Here is an 18,009-nt window from a genome sequence, read left to right on the forward strand (position 1 = left end):
CACCCAGCGCACTCGTCCGATCAGGGAAGGGTAGTCGCTGCCGCTTTCGTCGGCTCCCCCTCGTGCAGGTCCCATACCCATACACCGCCCACCCGCTCACCAGGCCGCCCCACCAGCTTCTCCACGGTCTCACGCAGCTGCTCGGCGTACCTCCCTGGGGGTACGACCAGTGCCCCCGCCCGCCACCCGGCGAGATCGGCCCGCGCCTGCCGCCGCGCCGCCGCGTCCACCACAGGTACTACACCGGTCGCGTGGACGTCGGCGAACAACGCCGAGGTGAAGTTCAGCGGAACCCCGTACACCCCGGTCCGGTCCCCGTCCCCGTACGGCCCGTTGAAGTACCCGCCCGGCATCCGGAAACCCAGCCCCGCGACGACCTGCCAGTGCAGCGCCTCGGCGTCCAGCGGGTCCGCCAGGGGCACGGGCACGAGGGTCTCCCCGCCGCCCCGCTCCCCGCCCCGTACGTACGCCTTCCAGGCGCCGTCCGCGAAGAACGCGGGTACGGCCGCCCGGGGTTCGGACTTCAGCGGCGCCGGTACCAGCGGCAGCAGCGCGACGCAGACCGCCGCGAGCCCGGCGTACCGTTCCCGGCGGGGCCGCCGGGCCAGCCGCTCGACGCCGATCGCGACCAGCATCCCGAGGACGGGCGCGCAGACCATCGCCGCCCGCCCCTCGATCACCGAGTCGAGCAGCGGGAGCCGCCCGAGGAGCGCCCAGGGACCCGGAAGGACCACATCCGTGAGAGGTACGCCGATCCGGGGACCGAGGGACAGCAGCGCGGCGACGGACGCGGTGACCCCCAGTACCCGTACCACCGGAGTACTACGCCACATCAGTACGGTGACCGCGAGAGCCAGCAGCACCAGCGGGAAGCCGTAGAAGGCGTTCTGCTCGGTCGGGTTGAGGGAGAGCGCGTCGGCCCGCGCAGCGTCCCCGGCGATCAGCGAGCGTTCGGCGAACGACAGGAGCGCGAGCGGGCTGTTGCCGGCGTTCGTGCCGTGGTCGATCCCCGTGTAGCTCTGCGGTCCGTGGAACTGCCACAGCAGCGGGTAGCAGACGACCGGCAGGCACACCGACGCCGCGACCGCCAGCCCCCGCAGCAGCCCGGGCGCCGCCCGCCGCGCGACGTCCGGCCGTACGACGGCGTAGCCGACGGCGAAGACGGTCATCCCCAACACGGCCAGGAGCAGGGCCTCTTCGCCCAGGAAGCACTGGTACGCCGCCATCAGGCCGAGCACGATCGCGTTCCGCGTCGGCCGGGTGCCCTCGCAGAGCCGCAGGGCCCGTTCGACGATCGGCGGGATCATGAACAGGACGACGAAGTTGGGGTGCGCGTTGGCGTGGCTGACCATCGGCGGCGCGAACGCGGCGAGGGCCGCGCCGAGGAACGCGGCGGGGCGGTGCTGCACAACTCGCCTCACCAGCAGGCGGTACCAGGCGACCGCCGTGGCCGCGAGGCCCAGCGTCATGCAGAGGCTGAGCGCAACCGCCGGGCCCAGCAGGAGAGTTACGGGGGTGAGGGGCACCGACAGGCCCAACATGACCGTGTTCGCCATGAGGTTGACGCCGTCGGGGTAGCCCTGGAGGTCGGTGAAGAGGGGGTTGCGCAGGTGCGCGACGTTGTCCGCCGTCACCGCGAAGAACCACTCCCACTGGTTCTGGTCCTGGAGGGAGTCGGTGAGATAGCGGCCGTCCGGACCGAAGAAGCGGCCGGAGTACAGGATCACCGAGAACGCGAGGAACAGCAGCGCGGCCGAGACGCCGGAGCGGTGCAGGCGTATCAGGTCGGCGAGGAAGCGCGGGTAGTCCAACGGGCGGAGTTTCGAACCCGGTTGGTGCGCCCAGCGCACCGGGACCTCGGTGACCGTACGGCCGCCCTGGCGCAGCCGGCGCAGGACCTCGACGTCCGTCGCCCAGCCGTCGAGGCGTGAGGCGGCGTACGCGTCGCGGGCGGCCTCGCCGTCGTACAGCTTGAAGCCGCACTGGGTGTCACGGATGCCGGGGAGCGTGGTACGGCGGATGAGGAAGTTGCCCGCGCTGCCCAGGAGTTGGCGCAGCCGGGCGGGGCGGGCCTCGATCGTGGCGCCGGGTGCGGAGCGGGAGGCTATCGCCGCGCCGCCGTCCGCCAGCTCCTTCTCCAGGTGCTCCAACTCCTCGACGGGAGTGGCGAGATCGGCGTCCGTGACGAGGACGCGGCGGCCTCGGGAGGCGGCGACCCCGAGGCGCAGGGCATGGCCTTTGCCTTTGTTCTCTGGGGAGTCGAGGAGGCGGACGCGGGGATCGGCCGCCGCGCGGCCGGTGACGAGGGCGGCGGTGGCGTCGGTCGAGCCGTCGTCGACGACGATCAACTCCCAGGAACGGGAGGGGGTTCGGTCGAGGTGGGCGATGACGGCGTCGAGGGTGGGAGCGAGGCGCCGCTCCTCGTTGTAGGCGGGGACGACCACGGACAGGTCGAGTTCCCCCGCGACCCGGCCCGTTTCCGTCCGGCTCATCCGGCGGTGGCCAGTCGCTCGATCAACGCCACCGAGCCCGTGTTGTACTCGTCGAGGAGCGCCCGCGCCGTGGCCGTGTCGTGGCCGGCGAGGGCGTCGACGAGTTCGGTGTGACGGGACCAGAGGTGGCCGCGCAGATCGGTGAGGCGGCGCAGGTGCTGGACGGCGCACACCCAGGACTGCACGCGCAGCCGGTTGAGGAAGTCGGCGAGGTAGGGGTTGCCGAAGAGGATGCTCAGCTCCCGCCAGAACCGCAGGTCGTACCCGATGAGTACCGTGAGGTCACCCGCCGCGGCGGCCCGCTGCGCCTCCTCACCCCTGCGGCGTACCCCGGCGATCGCCGTGGCCACCTCCGGGTCCCCCGGGTCGCGCAGCTTGGCTCTGTCCCTCTCGGTGGCCAGGAACATGCCCTCCATGACGAGCGCGCGGGCCTCGACCATCCCCCGGTAGTCCGTCGCCGAGTACTCGTGGACCCGGAACCCCCGGTGCTGGTCGGCCTCCAGCAGCCCCTGCGCCGAGAGGTCCACGAGCGCCTCGCGGACCGGGGTCGCGGAGACCCCGTACTGTTCGGCGATCTCCTTGACCGTGAACTCCTGGCCCGGCTGGAGCCGGCCCCCCAGCACCTCGTCGCGAAGGGCCTCGGCGATCTGCTGCCGCAGGGTGCTGCGGGTCACGGCGCCGTTGCCGCTGCCGGCGGACATGGTCGGGGGCCTCCTTCGTCCTTCGTCACGTTCGACGCGCGGCCGGCCGGCGGGGTGTCGCCGGAGCCCGTGGGGTGACGTACTCGCCTATACCTACGAGCACGCCACCTTACGCGTTCGAATCGGAAGAGGGCCTAATCGCGCGATACCCCCTCAGGGGTACCCCGCTACGCCCCCAGGACTACGCGGAGTGCCCGGTCGTGTGCTCGTCGGCCACGGAGAGTGCCGCGTCCAGCGCCGCGAAGCCCTCCTTCAGCTCCTCCTCGGTGACGTTGCACGGCGGGACGACGTGGGTGCGGTTCATGTTGACGAAGGGCCACAGGCCGTTCTTCTTCGCGGCGGCGGCGAAGGCGGCCATCGGCGCGTTCGCCTCGCCGGCCGCGTTGTACGGCACCAGCGGCTCACGCGTCTCCTGGTCCTTCACCAGCTCCAGCGCCCAGAACATGCCGGTCCCGCGGACCTCGCCGACGCTCGGGTGCCGCGCGGCCAGCTCCCGCAGCGCCGGGCCCACCACGTCCGCGCCGAGCCGCTTCGCGTTCTCGACGACGCCCTCCTCGGCCATGACGCCGATCGTCGCGACCGCCGCCGCACAGGCCAGGGGATGACCCGAGTACGTCAGACCTCCGGGGTACGGCCGCTTGGCGAACGTCTCCGCGATCTCCCCCGAGATGGCCACGCCCCCGAGGGGGACGTACCCCGAGTTGACGCCTTTCGCGAAGGTCATCAGGTCCGGTACGACGCCGAAGAGGTCGGCCGCGAACCACTCGCCGGTCCGCCCGAACCCGGCCATGACCTCGTCCAGGATGAAGACGATGCCGTACTTGTCGCACAGCTCCCTCACCCCCGAGAGGTAGCCCGGAGGGGGGACCATGATGCCGGCGGTGCCGGGGATCGTCTCCAGGATCAGGGCGGCGATCGTCGCCGGGCCCTCGAAGGCGATCGTCGTCTCCAGGTGCTCCAGGGCGCGCGCGGTCTCCTGTTCCTCGGTCTCCGCGTAGAACCGCGTGCGGTAGAGGTAGGGGGCCCAGAAGTGGACGACCCCGGCGGAGGCGCTGTCGGAGGCCCAGCGGCGGGGGTCCCCCGTGAGGTTGACGGCCTGCTGCGTACCCCCGTGGTAGGAGCGGTACGCCGCGAGGACCTTGGTCCGGCCGGTGTGCACCCGCGCCATGCGGACCGCGTGCTCGACCGCGTCCGCGCCCGCGTTGGTGAAGAAGATCTTGTCCAGGTCGCCGGGGGTCCGCTCGGCGATCAGCCGGGCCGCCTCCGAACGGGCCTCGACCGCGAACGCCGGTGCGAACGTGGTGAGTCGGGCCGCCTGCTCCTGGATCGCCGCGACGACCTTCGGGTGCTGGTAGCCGATGTTCGTGAAGACGAGGCCGCTCGTGAAGTCGAGGTACCGGTTCCCGTCGTAGTCCCAGAAGTACGACCCCTGCGCGCCGGCCACGGCGAGCGGGTCGATGAGGTCCTGGGCGGACCAGGAGTGGAAGACGTGCGCACGGTCCGCCGCCTTCACTGCGGCGCCGGCCTGGGGATCGGTCTCAAGGGTCATGGGAGTGAGCGTAAATGTCCGCGATGCGGAAAGGTATCGGCGTCCTGTGCTGTGGGGGTGAGGAATCCGCGACAGGTTGTCGGGGGTGAGGGGCGGGGGAGGGGCGAGGAGCAGGGGTACTACGGGTATGACGGGACTACGGGTACTACCCGCGCCCGGCCCCCTGTTACGGAACCGTCGACCCCGCGCCGTACGACTCCTCGTACCGCCCGATTATTCTCGGCCCGTTCACGTGTGCGGGGGGAAGGCGGGCGGCGGCGATGGAGAAGCTGGGCGCGGGGGACCCGATGGGGATCTCGCCGGGGTTTCGGCTGCGGGGGCGGACCGGGGAGTACCGGCTGGTCGCGCGCCTCGGGGGCGGCGGCATGGGCCACGTCTACCTCGCGCGGTCGGACCGGGGCCGCACCGTCGCCGTGAAGCTGGTCCGCGCCGAGCTCGCCGCGCGCGAGGAGTTCCGGCAGCGGTTCCGGCAGGAGGTCGCCGCCGCGCGCCGGGTCGGCGGCCACTGGACCGCGCCCGTCCTGGACGCCGACACCGAGGCCGAGATGCCGTGGGTGGCCACCGGGTACGTCGCGGGTCCCAGTCTCCAGCAGGTGGTCGGCCGCGACCACGGCCCGCTGCCCGAGCGGTCCGTCCGCATCCTCGCCGCCGGGCTCGCGCACGCTCTCCAGGACATCCACGCGGCGGGCATCGTCCACCGCGACCTCAAACCCTCCAACGTCATGGTGACCATCGACGGCCCCCGGGTCATCGACTTCGGGATCGCCCGCGCGCTGGCGGGTGATACTCCAGAGCTAACTCTCACGGGGGTCATGGTCGGGTCGCCGGGTTTCATGGCGCCCGAGCAGGTACGGGGTGACCGGATCACCCCCGCCTCCGACGTGTTCTGCCTCGGCTCCGTGCTCTCGTACGCCGCGACCGGGTCGCTGCCCTTCGGCAACGCCGACAGCGGCATCCCGGCGCTGATGTTCCGCATAGCCGAGGACGAGCCCGACCTCACCGGCGTCCCCGAGGGCATCGCCGACCTGGTCCTCGCCTGCCTGCGCAAGGACCCCGCCGCCCGGCCCTCCCTGGACGCCGTCCTGGAAGGCATCGGCGCCGAGGACACCGTGTCCGGCGGACGCTCCCGCGACCCCTGGCTGCCCAGCGGCCTGGTCGCCCAACTCGGGCGGCACGCGGTCCAGTTGCTCGACATCGAGGGGCCCGGCGAGGAGGACGGCGAGACCGAGGCGGCGCCCGAGCACTCCGGGCCCCGCAGCACGGAAGGCTCCCGCGCCACGGAAGGCCCCCGCGGCACGGAGCGCGCGGCGCGAACGCCGGACGCGGACGGCGTCCCGCCCACCCGCCCGGCCGTCCACCCACCCGGCCCGCCGTCCCCGTCCACCCCCCTCGGCACCCCCGCGCCGGACCACCCCGCGTACGGCCGCCCCCAGCAGCACCCGCAGCCCGCACCGGGGTACGGGCCGGCGCCGTACGGCAGCGGCCCCCCGTACCCCGGAAGTACTACGGGTACGACGGCCCCCACCACCCCCTACGGCCCGCCCCCGCACCTGCCCCCCACCGCGTACACCACGTACACCCCGTACGCCCCCACCCCCTACTCCCCGTACCCCCCGGAGGACCCCGCCCCCCGCCGCAACAACCGCGCCACCGCCCTCCTGATAGCCGTCGCCCTGGTCGTGGCCGTCGCGGCGGGCGCCTCCGTCTACGCGCTGCTGAACGGCGACGGCACCGCCGGGGCGAAGACCCCCGACCCGGCCCCGACCGCCACCGGAACCGCCCCGGACAGCACGGCGCCCACCCCGGAACCCTCCGCCTCGCGGACCGCCGGGGGTGAAGGGGCCGTCCCCGCCGCCTACCTGGGCACCTGGAAGGCGACGATCGACACCACGAGCACCCGCGAACTCACCATCGCCCAGGGCGAACCGGGCAGCGCGGCGCTCACCCTGGTCGCCGAAGGCCCCGGCTACCACTGCGAGTTCACGGCGACGCTGACCCGCGGCCCGGCCGGCGGCGGCACCGGCCCGCTGGCGTACGGTCCCTCCCGGGTCACCACCGGCCGCCCCCTCTCCTCCTGTACGCCGGGCGCGGCCACCGAGGTCGCGCTCCTTTCCGGCGGCACCCTGGAACGGGTCAACACCTCCACCGGGGAGAAGCTGACTTACACCAAGGGGTGAACGTCCGGAGAACACAAGGGAGTTGGCCCGGTTTGTCCGGGCGTACGCCCCCCGCGCGCCCGTACCGTGACGGCACGGTCCAGGGATCGGCAGGGGCGGGGGAGCCCAGTGGAGTGGCTGAACGCGGAGAACGTGGTGGCCGTGGGCACGGCGATGCTCGGCATCGTCGCCTCCGGGGTGATGGTCTGGTACGAGCGCCGGGTGCCGCGCCGCAGACGGGTCGGGTACCGCGTACAGATGGACAACCCCATTGGTGACGACGCCCGTTCGGGCCGCGCCAACCGGCGGCTGGGTCTCTTCGAGGAGGCCCCGGGGATGATCGACGCGACGCTGGTCCTGCTGCGGATCGAGAACGACGGCTCGCAGGGCATCGACCGCGACGACTACACCTCGCCCGAAGTCCACGGCCTCACCGCGGTGTTCACCGACCGCACCGTCAAGGGCGTCACGGTCACCCAGCCGACCGACACCGACCACCTGATGGACCACTTCACCGAGGCGCGGGGCTTCGGCTACGACGGCCACACGCTGCGCATCCCGCGCGTCCCTCTGAACCGGGGCGACCACTACAAGCTGCTCGTCCTGCTCTCGGGCGGCGACGTCGGCAGCCCCATTCGCCTGTACGGCGGCATCCGTGAGGGGGAGGTCCACCCCAACCGCAGTGCTACCCCGGACGACGTACCCCCGCTGTTCAGCCGGGCGGCGCGGACGATCTCGATCATGCTGACGGTCTGCGTGCTGACGCTTGCGGCGATCGTCGTGGTCCGCGACGACACCCCGCCGCCCGTCGAGTGCGCGAAAGGGAAGCTGACGGTCAGCGGTTCGACCGCCTTCGCGCCGGTCGTACGGGACGTCGCCGAGCGGTTCCAGCACGACTGCGAGGGCGCGGCGGTCGACGTCGACGCGCACGGCTCGACCGCCGGGCTGCGCGACCTGATGTCGGCGGGCGGCGGACAGGGCTTCCCGTCCCTGATCGTCCTCTCCGACGGCCCCAAGCTCGCGGGCATGGACGCGCTCACCGAGGACCGGGCGGCGCTCTCGGTCTTCGCGCTCGTCGTGAACGACGACGTGCCGCTGAAGAACCTCTCCACCGACTCCGTACGGCGCGTCTACCGGGGCGAGATCACCAACTGGCGCCAGGTGGGCGGCCCTGACCTGCCGGTGCGGATGGTCAGCCGGGACGCCAACTCCGGTACCCGGCAGGTCTTCCAGCGCCGGGTGCTGGACCGCAGCGAGATGGAGAACACCTCCTCCGACTGCGTGCAGCGGGACTACGCACCGCAGAAGGGCCCCGTCCGCTGCGAACTCGACTCCACCGCACAGGTGTTGGCGCAGATCCGGAAGACCTCCGGCGCGATCGGCTACAGCGAACTGAACGTCGCCGAACGCACGAAGGGCCTGCACCCCCTCGAACTCGACGGCGACGCGCCGGACCTCGAAGCCATCGAACAGGGCACCAGCGCCTACCCGTACCGCGAGGTCGAGTACGCCTACACGTACGGCAGTCCGCCCGCCGGCTCCCTCGCCGCGAACTTCCTGACCTACCTCATCCGGGGTACCGGCCAGACGACGATCCGCTCCCACGGCCACCTGCCCTGCTGGAGCCCCCAGGGCCTGCAACTCTGCGCGGAGACGGTCCAGCCCGCCAACTCACCCTGAAACAGGCCCTCTTGCCGCCCGCCGACGGTGTCCAGGAGCATCGGCAGGACACCGCCCCAGGAGGAGCCATGCCCCCGACCCCCACCAGGCGCACCGTCCTCACCGCGACAGCGGCCACCGCCGCGACCCTCGCCGCGACGGCCACGGAGGCGACCGCCGCCGAAGCGACCGCCAACGGCCGGCCGGCGACCGCCCAGCCCCCGAGCCGTGAACTCAGGTCCCTGCTCAAGGAGTTGGACCCGGCCCGGATCGAGGCGACGATCCGCGCCCTCGTCTCCTTCGGCACCCGGCACACCCTCTCCACCCAGGACGACCCGGCCCGCGGCATCGGCGCCGCCCGCGACTGGATCCAGGCTCAACTCCGTTCGTACGCTGCCGAGTCGGGCGGCCGGATGACGGTCGAGCTCCAGTCGTACGTCCAGGAACCGGCGTCCAGGATTCCTGTCCCCACGCGCATCACCAACGTCCTTGCCACGCTGCGGGGTTCGGTCGCCCCCGAACGCGTGCACGTCGTCTCCGGGCACTACGACTCGCGCGTCAGCGACGTCATGGACGCCGTGTCCGACGCGCCGGGCGCGGACGACGACGCGTCCGGCGTGGCCGTGGTGCTGGAGCTGGCGCGGGTGTTCGCGCGGCGCCGCCCGGCGGCCACGATCGTGTTCGCGGCGGTCGCGGGGGAGGAGCAGGGCCTGTACGGATCGGGTTACCTGGCACGGCAGTTGAAGGGCGCCGGGGCGGACGTCCGGGCGATGTTCACCAACGACATCGTCGGCAGCCCGACCGCCGACGACGGGAGCCGCGACCTGTACACGATCCGGCTCTTCGCCGAGGGCGTGCCCACCTCCGAGACGCCCGAACAGGCCGCCGTGCGACGCTCGGTGGGCGGCGAGAACGACTCGGACACCCGCCAGCTCGCCCGCTTCGTCAGGGACGTCGCCGACAACGACGCCACCGGCATGCGCGTCCGGGTGATCTACCGCCGGGACCGCTATCTGCGCGGCGGCGACCACATCCCGTTCCTGGAGAACGGCTACCCCGCGCTCCGGTTCACCGAGCCCGCCGAGGACTTCGCCCATCAGCACCAGGACGTCCGCGTCGAGAACGGGCGGCAGTTCGGGGATCTGCCGGAGTTCTGCGACTTCGCCTACACGGCCCGCGTCGCCCGCGTGAACGCCGCCGCGCTGTGGACGCTCGCCCAGGCGCCGGGCGCGCCGCGCGGGACACGGATCGTGACCTCGGCGCTCACCAACTCGACGCGCCTGGTGTGGAGTCGGGGCACCGAGCCCGACCTCGCCGGCTACGAGGTCGTCTGGCGCGAGACGACGGCGCCCGAGTGGACGCACGTCGTCGAGGCCGGTGACGTGACCTCGTACGAGGTGGACCTGTCGAAGGACAACGTGTTCTTCGGCGTACGGGCCGTGAACCGCGCGGGGCTGCGCGGGCCGGTGTCGTTCCCATCTCCCCAGTCGTAGCGGAGAGTTGGCCGACTCCGTCAACTCCCCTGTGTCAGGCGGGCGGTCAAGGCCGCGAGGCGGTCCGGGGTGTCGTCCAGGAAGAGGAGGAGGCGCGGGGCGGCGCTGCCGTCGCCCGCCGCCTCGGCCAACACGTCGAGCAGCACGGCGAGTTCGAGCTGCGGCGCGTCGGCGAGGAGGGCGCCCGCGTCCCGTACGACGACCGCCGTCGGCACGACGTCGCGCAGACAGTCGGTGAACGCGTCCCAGTTGCGGCCGAAGTGGGCCGGGAAGCCGAGTGCGGCGCTCCACTCCGTGAACAGGTCCTGGCGGGTGCGGCTGCGCGCACCGCTCACCTCCTTCGCGGCGGCCGGCGCCTCGGCCAGGGGGCGTATCCAGTCGGTCGTGCGGGTCAACGGACGTACCTGCCTTTCGAGTTGAAGGGGGTGCGGCAGGCAGCCGCACCCCCGGTGAGCGGCTGTCAGTACTTACCCAGCCAGGCGAACGTCTGGTAGTGGTCCCAGGTCGCGAAGACGTTCCCGGTCAGCGGGTTGCGGATGATGCGGCGCAGCCCGCGGTCCTGTCCGCGCGTCGAGGTGTGCTCGTCGATGTCGTACTCGACGTAAGGAGCCGTACGCCCGTTGCCCGTCGAGAAGGCGCGGGACGAGGGTTCGTGGCGGGCCTGCTGCTCGAACGAGGCGAGGTCGCCGCCGCGGTCGTTGTAGCGACCGCCGTAGTAGATGTACCGGGTGGCGTGCGCGGCGCTGTCCCAGAAGTCGAACCAGCGCCCGCCGTCCGCCTGCCCCGGCCAGCCGTGGCCGTCGGCCGCGTCCAACTGCCCGATGCCCCACGTGAAGTGGGGGTCGACGTGGTGGTTCGCCCAGAAGTCGGCGGCCTGTTCGGCGTCGTCCCACTGCTGGTTGGTGATGACCGGGGTGCCGCCGGGCGGGTTGTTGCACCACTGGCGGCAGGCGCCGGGCGGCGGCTGCGCGATCGCCGTACCGGCCGCGCCGCCGACGAGGGCGAGCAGGACACCCGCGACGGTCAGGGCCCGGCGGCCACGCAGCCGGGGCTTCTTGCGGCGTTCCGCGTCGGGCGCGGACACCGGGGCAGGGGAGGTCGACACCTGGCGTTCCTCGATTCGTTCCGGGTTCCCCGAGGCCGACGGCCCCGGTGCGACACAAGGAACCAGCCGGGCATGACGGTGATCCGGCGGCCGGATCACAGCCGGTGGTCGGAAATGACGGCCGACCGTTACCGAAATGTGGGAGCGTTTCCACGTTTTGCCCGATCCTTAATGTAAGGACATGGTCCGTTTACCCCGGATCGGGTCAAAGTGGTGCTCTTCCTGTAAAGGTGGTCCAGACCACCGGAGGCGCGGAGAGGAGAGCGGTATGCGGTACGACATACCCGCGCTGGCGGCGCTGCTCGTCCTCGGGCTCGCGGGGTGCGGCACGGTCTCCGGCGGCGCGCGGGCCGAGGGCCCGGCACCGACCGCGATCCCCTGGACCGGTCCGGCCTACGTCGACGACGCGCGCTCGATCCCCCGGCAGAGCCCCGATGTCGTGGACCTCACCGAAACCACCACCCTGTACGGCCTGAAGTGGCGCGGCTGGGGCACGTCCCGCGCCGTCGCGACCGGCCTCGTCGTCGACTTCGCCTGCGTCTCCGGCTGCCCCCACGGCGATCCCCCCTCCTTCCCGGCCGGCCTCGTCCTCACCGGCCTGGTCAAACGCGAGTACGCCGCGTACTACAGCCACGCCGTCCTCACCCCGGACCGCCCGCCCGCCCCCGACTGGGCCCTGGACGTAGGACCCGTACGACTCCGGGTGCCCAAGGCGTGAGGGGGCGCGGGCCGTAGTACCCGTAGCTCCCGAGGGCCACGAAGGAGAGGCCCCCTACCCCCCTACCTCAGGAGTACAGCCATGCACGAGGTCCTGCTGGTCGAGGACGACACGTTGGTCCGGGAGGCCACCCGCCTCGCCCTGGAGTCCAACGGGTACGCCGTACGGACCGCCGCCGACGGCGCCACCGGCCTCGCCCTTTTCCGCGAGCACCGCCCCGACGTGGCCGTCCTGGACATCATGCTCCCCGGCCTGAACGGGGTCAGCCTGGCCGGCCGCATCCGCGACGAGTCCCGCGTACCCGTCCTGCTGATCTCCGCCCGCAACGACCCCGTCGACGTGGTGATGGGCCTGGAGGCCGGCGCCGACGACTACGTCACGAAGCCCTTCGACGGCGTGGTCCTCGCCGCCCGCATCCGCTGCCTCCTGCGCCGCGCCGCCCCCGCGGCCCCCCGCACCGCCCGCCGCACCTTCGGCGACCTCGACTTCTGCCCCGTCTCCCTCACCGCGTACCGCTCCGGCGAGCCCCTCTCCCTCACCACCACCGAACTGCGCCTCCTCCAGGAGTTCACCTCCTCCCCGGGGACGGTCCTCACCCGCGACCTCCTCCTGGAGAGGGTCTGGGACTACGCCTGGACCGGCGACACCCGCGTCGTCGACGTCCACATCCGCCGCCTGCGCACCAAGATCGGCCACGACCGCATCGAGACGGTCCGCGGCTTCGGCTACAAGCTGCGCCCCTGAAGTACTACGGCTCTACGACCTGAGTACCAGCAGACCTGAGGCCCAGAAGACCTGAGGCCCAGGGGACCCAAGAGGAACGCCATGAACATCGGTACGAAGGTCGCGCTGGCCGTCGCCGCCGCGGCCGTCTGCGTCGCGGGCGCCGTCGGCGTGCTGGTCCACCGCATCACTGCCGCCGACCAGCTCACCACCGCCCGCGCCGACCTGGACCGCCAACTGGTCGCCGCCGCCTACGACCACGCCGCCGGCCGCGAGACCGACGCCCGCATCGACCCGCCCGACCTGCCCGCGCCCCTCACCCGGCTGATCGCCAAGGGGGTACGGGCGACCTACCTCCGCAGCGGCAGCCGCCCCGAGCTGTGGGCGGCGACCAGGGTCTCCGACCGGACCGTCCTCGCGCTGTCGCGCCCCTACGGCCACGAGGCGGACGCGCTCGCCGACCTCGACCGCACCCTCGCCACCGCCGGCGTCGCCGCGACCGGCGCCGTGGCGCTGCTCGGCCTCGCCCTCGGCGTACGGATGGGCCGCCGGGCCACGGTCGCCGCCCGGACGGCGGAACGTATCGCCCACGGCGACCTCGACGCCCGCGTCCGCCCGCGCGGGCGGGACGAGATCACCCGGCTCGCCGAGTCCGTGAACGCCATGGCCGACGCGCTCGGCGCCCGCCTGGAGGCCGAGCAGCGTGTCACCGCCGACATCGCGCACGAGCTGCGTACGCCGGTCTCCGTCATGGTCACCGCCGCCGGGCTGCTGCCGCCCGGACCGGCCGCCGACCTCGTCGCGGGCGGGGTCCGCAAGCTGCACGGGCTCGTCGAGGACGTCCTGGAGATCGCGCGGCTCGACGCGCGGGTCGCGGTCGTCGAGACCGAGCACCGGCAGGTCAGCGCGATGGCGCGGCGCGCGGTCGCCGGGCTCGAAGGGGTCGGGGTGCGCATCGTCTCGGACCCGCTCGTGGAGACCGACCCGCGCCGGGTGGAACGTATCCTCACCAACCTCGTCACCAACGCGCTGCGGCACGGCGCGGCACCCGTGACGGTCACCGCCGACCGCGGTCCGGACGGGCCCCTCCTGCGCGTCCGTGACCACGGCCCCGGCTTTCCGCCCGACACGCTCGCCGTCCTCACCACCTCCGGCCCGCAGCGCTTCCGCACGGCCCGCACCTCCCCCGGCACCGGCCTCGGCCTCAGCATCGCCGCGGGCCAGACCCGCCTCCTCGGCGCCCGCCTGGTCTTCCGCAACCCCCCGGAGGGCGGCGCGGAGGCGACCTTGTACCTGCCGGCGGGGGGTATGGGGGAGGGGTACGGGGAGGGGGGTACGGCGACGGGGCACGGGTACGGGGATGCGGGCGCGGTAGTCCCCGTGTAGTACCCGAGAGCCACACCCCCCGCCCCTTCACCTCACCGCGGCTCCGGCGGCCTCTGCCTCGGCATGTTCGGCCGGGTCCCGTTCACCGGCGGCGGCGAGAACCGCCCCAGGTGCGGACCGGGCGCGTCCTGGCGGGGCACGGAGGGCGCGGTCGTCTGGAGCGCCAGCGACGTGGACGCCGTACGGAACTCGATCATCCAGTCCGCCGTCTCCGTACGGATCAGGTCCGTGACGTCCTCCGAGAACCGGCGCAGCACGCCCAGGCACCGTTCGGCCGCCTCGCCGGCGGTTCCCTCGGCCGGGCCGAGCACCTCGCGGACGCTCTCCGAGGCCCAGTCGAACTGGAGCACCTGGAGCCGCCGCTGGACGGCCTGCGCGGTGGCGACGTCCCGCATCCACCCCGAGGTCAGCCCGAAGGACCGGTCCGCGGCGACGCAGGAGACGGCGATCAGCAGGGCGAGGTACCCCCAGGTGGACGCGCCGGGCAGCAGGCCGGTCAGGTCGAGCAGCGGCAGCGCGGCACCGGCCACCGCGGAGCCCGCCGCCGTACCCCGCAGGGCGCGCGCGCCGCGCCGCTTCCACCCGCGGTCGGCGAGGTACCAGGCGGCCGTCTCCAGCGCCCCCCGCTCCACCCACCGGTACAGCTCGTCGAGCCGCACGGCGGGCTCACCCCAGTCGCCGTGCGGGAACGTCCGCCCGGTCAGGTCGCCCGGCCGCAGCCCGGCCGCGCCCTCGTCCCGTCCGTCCTGAGGCGGACCCTCGGGCTGCATCTCCGGCTGCTGACCCACCCGGCACTCCCTCCTGAACCCCGTTCCCACTACCTGACACACCCGGCACGCGGGGGTCCGCCGCGACGGGCCCGCTGCCACGAGGGCCGGACCCCGGCCGAAACCGTTGCCCCGCGAAGCGGCCCCGCGGCGCGGCCGTGTCGCCGTATACCGCCGGACGGCACCCCGTGTGCGCCGTGAACGCCCGTTGTCCGTGCGTCTGACCCTTCCTACCTCCCAATGGGTGGCGAAGAGGAAGGTTTCGCCGGTTTTACGCCCGGAAGTGGGCCTTGATCAGGTATAGGCCGTGGAGGAGACTCACTCGAAAGAGTGCCGGGGCAGCGTCCGCACAGACCACGTAGGCTCGTGCCGAGCGGGAAACCCCCCCGCCCCCGACGTCGCACGACACAGGAGCCGATGGTGTTTCCCGGTGGTGGCCAGCCCAACATGCAGCAGTTGCTCCAGCAGGCCCAGAAGATGCAGCAGGATCTCCAGGCCGCCCAGGAGGAACTGGCGAACACGGAGGTCGACGGCCAGGCCGGCGGCGGCCTCGTGAAGGCCACGGTCACCGGTTCCGGCGAGCTGCGCGCCCTGCACATCGACCCGAAGGCCGTGGACCCGGAGGACACGGAGACCCTCGCGGACCTGATCGTCGCGGCCGTCCAGGCGGCCAACGAGAACGCGCAGACCCTCCAGCAGCAGAAGCTCGGCCCGCTGGCCCAGGGCCTGGGCGGCGGCGGAATCCCGGGCCTCCCCTTCTGACCCGCCCCGACCCGACCCACCCACCCCCTACCTCCACCCCCTACCCAGGTACTACCCGGGGACTACTTTCCCGGGCTCGACCGGTCTGTTCACGCCGGTCGCCTTTCTGGGAGGGGTACCCGGCAACTACCGTACGCACTGAAGGAACCCCAGGAAGGACGGCAGTCCGTTGTACGAAGGCGTGGTCCAGGACCTCATCGACGAGCTGGGTCGGCTGCCCGGCGTCGGTCCCAAGAGCGCGCAGCGGATCGCCTTCCACATCCTCCAGGCGGAACCGACGGACGTACGCCGCCTCGCGCACGCCCTGCTGGAGGTCAAGGCGAAGGTCCGCTTCTGCGCGACCTGCGGAAACGTCGCGCAGGAAGAGCTGTGCGGCATCTGCCGCGACCCCCGCCGCGACCCCTCGGTGATCTGCGTCGTCGAGGAGCCGAAGGACGTCGTCGCGGTCGAGCGCACACGGGAGTTCCGCGGCAAGTACCACGTCCTGGGCGGCGCGATCAGTCCCATCGAAGGGGTAGGACCCGACGACCTGAGGATCAGGGAACTCCTCGCGCGCCTCGCGGACGGCACGGTCACCGAGCTCATCCTCGCGACCGACCCCAACCTTGAGGGTGAGGCGACGGCGACGTACCTCGCCCGCATGATCAAGCCCATGGGCCTGAAGGTCACCCGCCTGGCCAGCGGCCTCCCGGTGGGTGGCGACCTGGAATACGCGGACGAGGTGACCCTCGGCCGCGCCTTCGAGGGGAGACGACTCCTAGATGTCTGACGTCACGATGCCCGACGCCACACTGCACGCGACCGGCCGGGATCCGGACGACTTCGCGGTCCAGATCGCCGACCAGGTGGAGAGTTTCCTGGTCGCGGTCACCGAGGTCGCCAAGGGCGACGAACCCGGTTCCGCGGTCCCGTTCCTGCTCCTGGAGGTCAGCCAACTCCTGCTGGCCGGCGGCAGGTTGGGCGCTCACGAGGACATCGTCCCGGACGAGCGGTACGAGCCCGACACGGGCCCGGACCCCGACGCGGACGAACTCCGCGAGAACCTCGCCCGTCTCCTGGAGCCGGTCGACGTCTACTCCGAGGTCTTCGACCCGTACGAGCCCCGCAAGGCCCCGGTCCCGGCCCGCATCTCCGACGACCTCGCCGACGTCATCACCGACCTGCGCCACGGCATGGCCCACTACCGCGCGGGCCGTACGACCGAGGCGCTGTGGTGGTGGCAGTTCTCGTACTTCTCCAACTGGGGTACGACGGCCTCGGCGACCCTGCGCGCCCTGCACTCCGTCCTCGCGCACATCCGCCTCGACCAGCCCCTCGCCGAACTGGACGGCCTCGACACCGACCAGGCCGTGGGCGACGAGACCCTGGAGATCGAGGCGGGCCGCGTGATGACGGAGGAGATCGCGCAGCCGCTGGGGCTGAAGGCTCCGAAGTAGGGGGTACCGGGGGTACTCCGGAGGGACAGCGAGGGGTGGACGCGGCCGGACGCGCCCACCCCTCGGACGCGCCTCCCCCGACGCGCCCACCCCGACCCGCCCACCCCGACGCGCTCAGACGGAGACCGCCGTCCCCGTCACCCCGATCCCGCTGGCCGGCTCCCGGGGAACCGTCACCGTGAGCCTGCTGGGCCGCCCCATGTCCACCCCCTGATGGATCGTCAACGTCGCCGGCGTACCGACGAGTTCGAGCTCCCGGAGGTACCCCCCGAAGGCAGCCGCCGCCGCACCGGTCGCCGGGTCCTCGACAACTCCCCCCGGCGGAAAGGGATTCCGCGCGTGGAACACGGTCTCCGACTCCCGCCAGACCAGCGCGACGGTGGTCCACGAGCGGCGCTCCATGATGCCGCCGAGCGCGCCCATGTCGTAGTCCAGATCGGCGAGTCGACCCCGTTCGGCCACCGCGACAACGGGGTGCCAGGCACCGCCGTACGCCACGCGCGGCGGTAGCGCGGGGTCGAGGTCGTCGGCCTTCCAGCGCAGCGCCGAGAGCAGCTCGGAGAGGTCGTCCGGCGCCAGCTCAGTGGTACGCGGCTCCACGCTCACCAGCGTCGCCACGGTCGAACCCCCCTCGTCCACCGAGGTGTTGACGGGAACCGGCCCCGCCTTGGTCCGCAGCCGCAGCGGCCCCGTCCCGTGCCGGTCCGCGTGCGCGACGGCCAGCGCGATCGTCGCGTGACCGCAGAACGGCACCTCGGCGAGCGGGCTGAAGTACCGCACGTCCAGCGTCCCGTCGTCCGACGGCACCGCGAACGCCGTCTCGGAGTAACCGACTTCGGCGGCGACGGCCAGCATCGCCGCGTCGTCCATCCCGGTCGCGTCGAGGACCACTCCGGCGGGGTTGCCCCCCGTGGGACCGGTGCCGAACGCCACGTAGCGCAGAACATCCATGCGGTGACCGTACAGTTCCCCGACGTGCGGGAGAACGAGTTTTGGAGAGGTCCTGGATCTCTCCTGTACGACGGCTGCACGGGCGCTAACCGGTGAAACGGGAGTCTGGAG

16 protein-coding genes are annotated in these 18,009 nt (G+C 72.6%); 9 read left to right on the forward strand and 7 right to left on the reverse strand.

All coding sequences use genetic code 11. From position 1 onward, the window contains the following. Positions 1–20 precede the first annotated feature (20 nt). From ACQCO7_RS23520 to ACQCO7_RS23530, 3 genes are all read right to left on the reverse strand, one after another. A complete protein-coding gene (locus ACQCO7_RS23520) occupies positions 21–2,492 on the reverse strand; it encodes a glycosyltransferase (RefSeq protein WP_464073701.1) in 2,472 nt (823 codons plus the stop codon). Then, positions 2,489–3,193, reverse strand: coding sequence for a GntR family transcriptional regulator (locus ACQCO7_RS23525; protein ID WP_464073702.1), 705 nt, complete (start codon positions 3,191–3,193; stop codon positions 2,489–2,491). Before ACQCO7_RS23525 ends, ACQCO7_RS23520 begins: the two co-directional genes overlap by 4 nt. A gap of 181 nt (positions 3,194–3,374) precedes the next feature. After that, entirely contained in the window at positions 3,375–4,742 is a 1,368-nt protein-coding gene (locus tag ACQCO7_RS23530; protein ID WP_464073703.1) for an aminotransferase class III-fold pyridoxal phosphate-dependent enzyme, read from the reverse strand. A gap of 260 nt (positions 4,743–5,002) precedes the next feature. Between ACQCO7_RS23530 and ACQCO7_RS23535 the strand changes: the two genes are divergently transcribed. The 3 genes from ACQCO7_RS23535 (at position 5,003) to ACQCO7_RS23545 (ending at position 10,050) form a co-directional block, all read left to right on the forward strand. Continuing rightward, a complete protein-coding gene (locus ACQCO7_RS23535) occupies positions 5,003–6,919 on the forward strand; it encodes a serine/threonine-protein kinase (RefSeq protein ID WP_464073704.1) in 1,917 nt (638 codons plus the stop codon). A 108-nt stretch (positions 6,920–7,027) separates the two neighbouring features. Next, complete coding sequence (locus tag ACQCO7_RS23540; RefSeq protein ID WP_464073705.1) at positions 7,028–8,578, forward strand: substrate-binding domain-containing protein; 1,551 nt, start codon at positions 7,028–7,030, stop codon at positions 8,576–8,578. Positions 8,579–8,646: 68 nt separating this feature from the next. Continuing rightward, positions 8,647–10,050, forward strand: coding sequence for a M20/M25/M40 family metallo-hydrolase (locus ACQCO7_RS23545; RefSeq protein WP_464073706.1), 1,404 nt, complete (start codon positions 8,647–8,649; stop codon positions 10,048–10,050). Between the two features lie 20 nt (positions 10,051–10,070). Here ACQCO7_RS23545 and ACQCO7_RS23550 read toward each other — a convergent pair whose 3' ends face one another. Then, positions 10,071–10,445, reverse strand: a complete 375-nt coding sequence (locus tag ACQCO7_RS23550) for a barstar family protein (RefSeq protein WP_464073707.1) — start codon at positions 10,443–10,445, stop codon at positions 10,071–10,073. A gap of 65 nt (positions 10,446–10,510) precedes the next feature. Next, positions 10,511–11,155: a hypothetical protein gene (locus tag ACQCO7_RS23555; RefSeq protein ID WP_464073708.1), complete on the reverse strand. Its 645-nt coding sequence runs from the start codon at positions 11,153–11,155 to the stop codon at positions 10,511–10,513. Positions 11,156–11,423: 268 nt separating this feature from the next. On the opposite strand from ACQCO7_RS23555, the gene ACQCO7_RS23560 reads away from it, so the two are divergent. The 3 genes from ACQCO7_RS23560 (at position 11,424) to ACQCO7_RS23570 (ending at position 13,982) form a co-directional block, all read left to right on the forward strand. Next, positions 11,424–11,873 (forward strand): hypothetical protein, encoded by a 450-nt coding sequence (locus ACQCO7_RS23560; protein WP_464073709.1) that lies wholly within the window; start codon positions 11,424–11,426, stop codon positions 11,871–11,873. 81 nt (positions 11,874–11,954) lie between these two features. Next, positions 11,955–12,617, forward strand: coding sequence for a response regulator transcription factor (locus tag ACQCO7_RS23565; RefSeq protein ID WP_464073710.1), 663 nt, complete (start codon positions 11,955–11,957; stop codon positions 12,615–12,617). Positions 12,618–12,698: 81 nt separating this feature from the next. Next, the gene (locus tag ACQCO7_RS23570; protein ID WP_464073711.1) at positions 12,699–13,982 is read left to right on the forward strand and encodes an ATP-binding protein; all 1,284 of its coding nucleotides are present in this window, start codon (positions 12,699–12,701) and stop codon (positions 13,980–13,982) included. A gap of 32 nt (positions 13,983–14,014) precedes the next feature. Here ACQCO7_RS23570 and ACQCO7_RS23575 read toward each other — a convergent pair whose 3' ends face one another. Then, positions 14,015–14,752, reverse strand: a complete 738-nt coding sequence (locus tag ACQCO7_RS23575; RefSeq protein WP_464077275.1) for an SLATT domain-containing protein — start codon at positions 14,750–14,752, stop codon at positions 14,015–14,017. A gap of 417 nt (positions 14,753–15,169) precedes the next feature. Here ACQCO7_RS23575 and ACQCO7_RS23580 point away from each other — a divergent pair, with 417 nt between their 5' ends. From ACQCO7_RS23580 to ACQCO7_RS23590, 3 genes are all read left to right on the forward strand, one after another. Next, entirely contained in the window at positions 15,170–15,511 is a 342-nt protein-coding gene (locus ACQCO7_RS23580) for a YbaB/EbfC family nucleoid-associated protein (RefSeq protein ID WP_029183439.1), read from the forward strand. 169 nt (positions 15,512–15,680) lie between these two features. Next, positions 15,681–16,280, forward strand: coding sequence for a recombination mediator RecR (gene recR / locus ACQCO7_RS23585; RefSeq protein ID WP_464073712.1), 600 nt, complete (start codon positions 15,681–15,683; stop codon positions 16,278–16,280). 7 nt (positions 16,281–16,287) lie between these two features. After that, positions 16,288–16,947 (forward strand): DUF5063 domain-containing protein, encoded by a 660-nt coding sequence (locus ACQCO7_RS23590; RefSeq protein ID WP_464077276.1) that lies wholly within the window; start codon positions 16,288–16,290, stop codon positions 16,945–16,947. A gap of 114 nt (positions 16,948–17,061) precedes the next feature. On the opposite strand, the gene ACQCO7_RS23595 is transcribed toward ACQCO7_RS23590, so the two are convergent. Further along, positions 17,062–17,898: a PhzF family phenazine biosynthesis protein gene (locus tag ACQCO7_RS23595; protein WP_464073713.1), complete on the reverse strand. Its 837-nt coding sequence runs from the start codon at positions 17,896–17,898 to the stop codon at positions 17,062–17,064. Between the last annotated feature and the right edge of the window lie 111 nt (positions 17,899–18,009).

The organism is Streptomyces saintjeani (genome assembly GCF_055409605.1).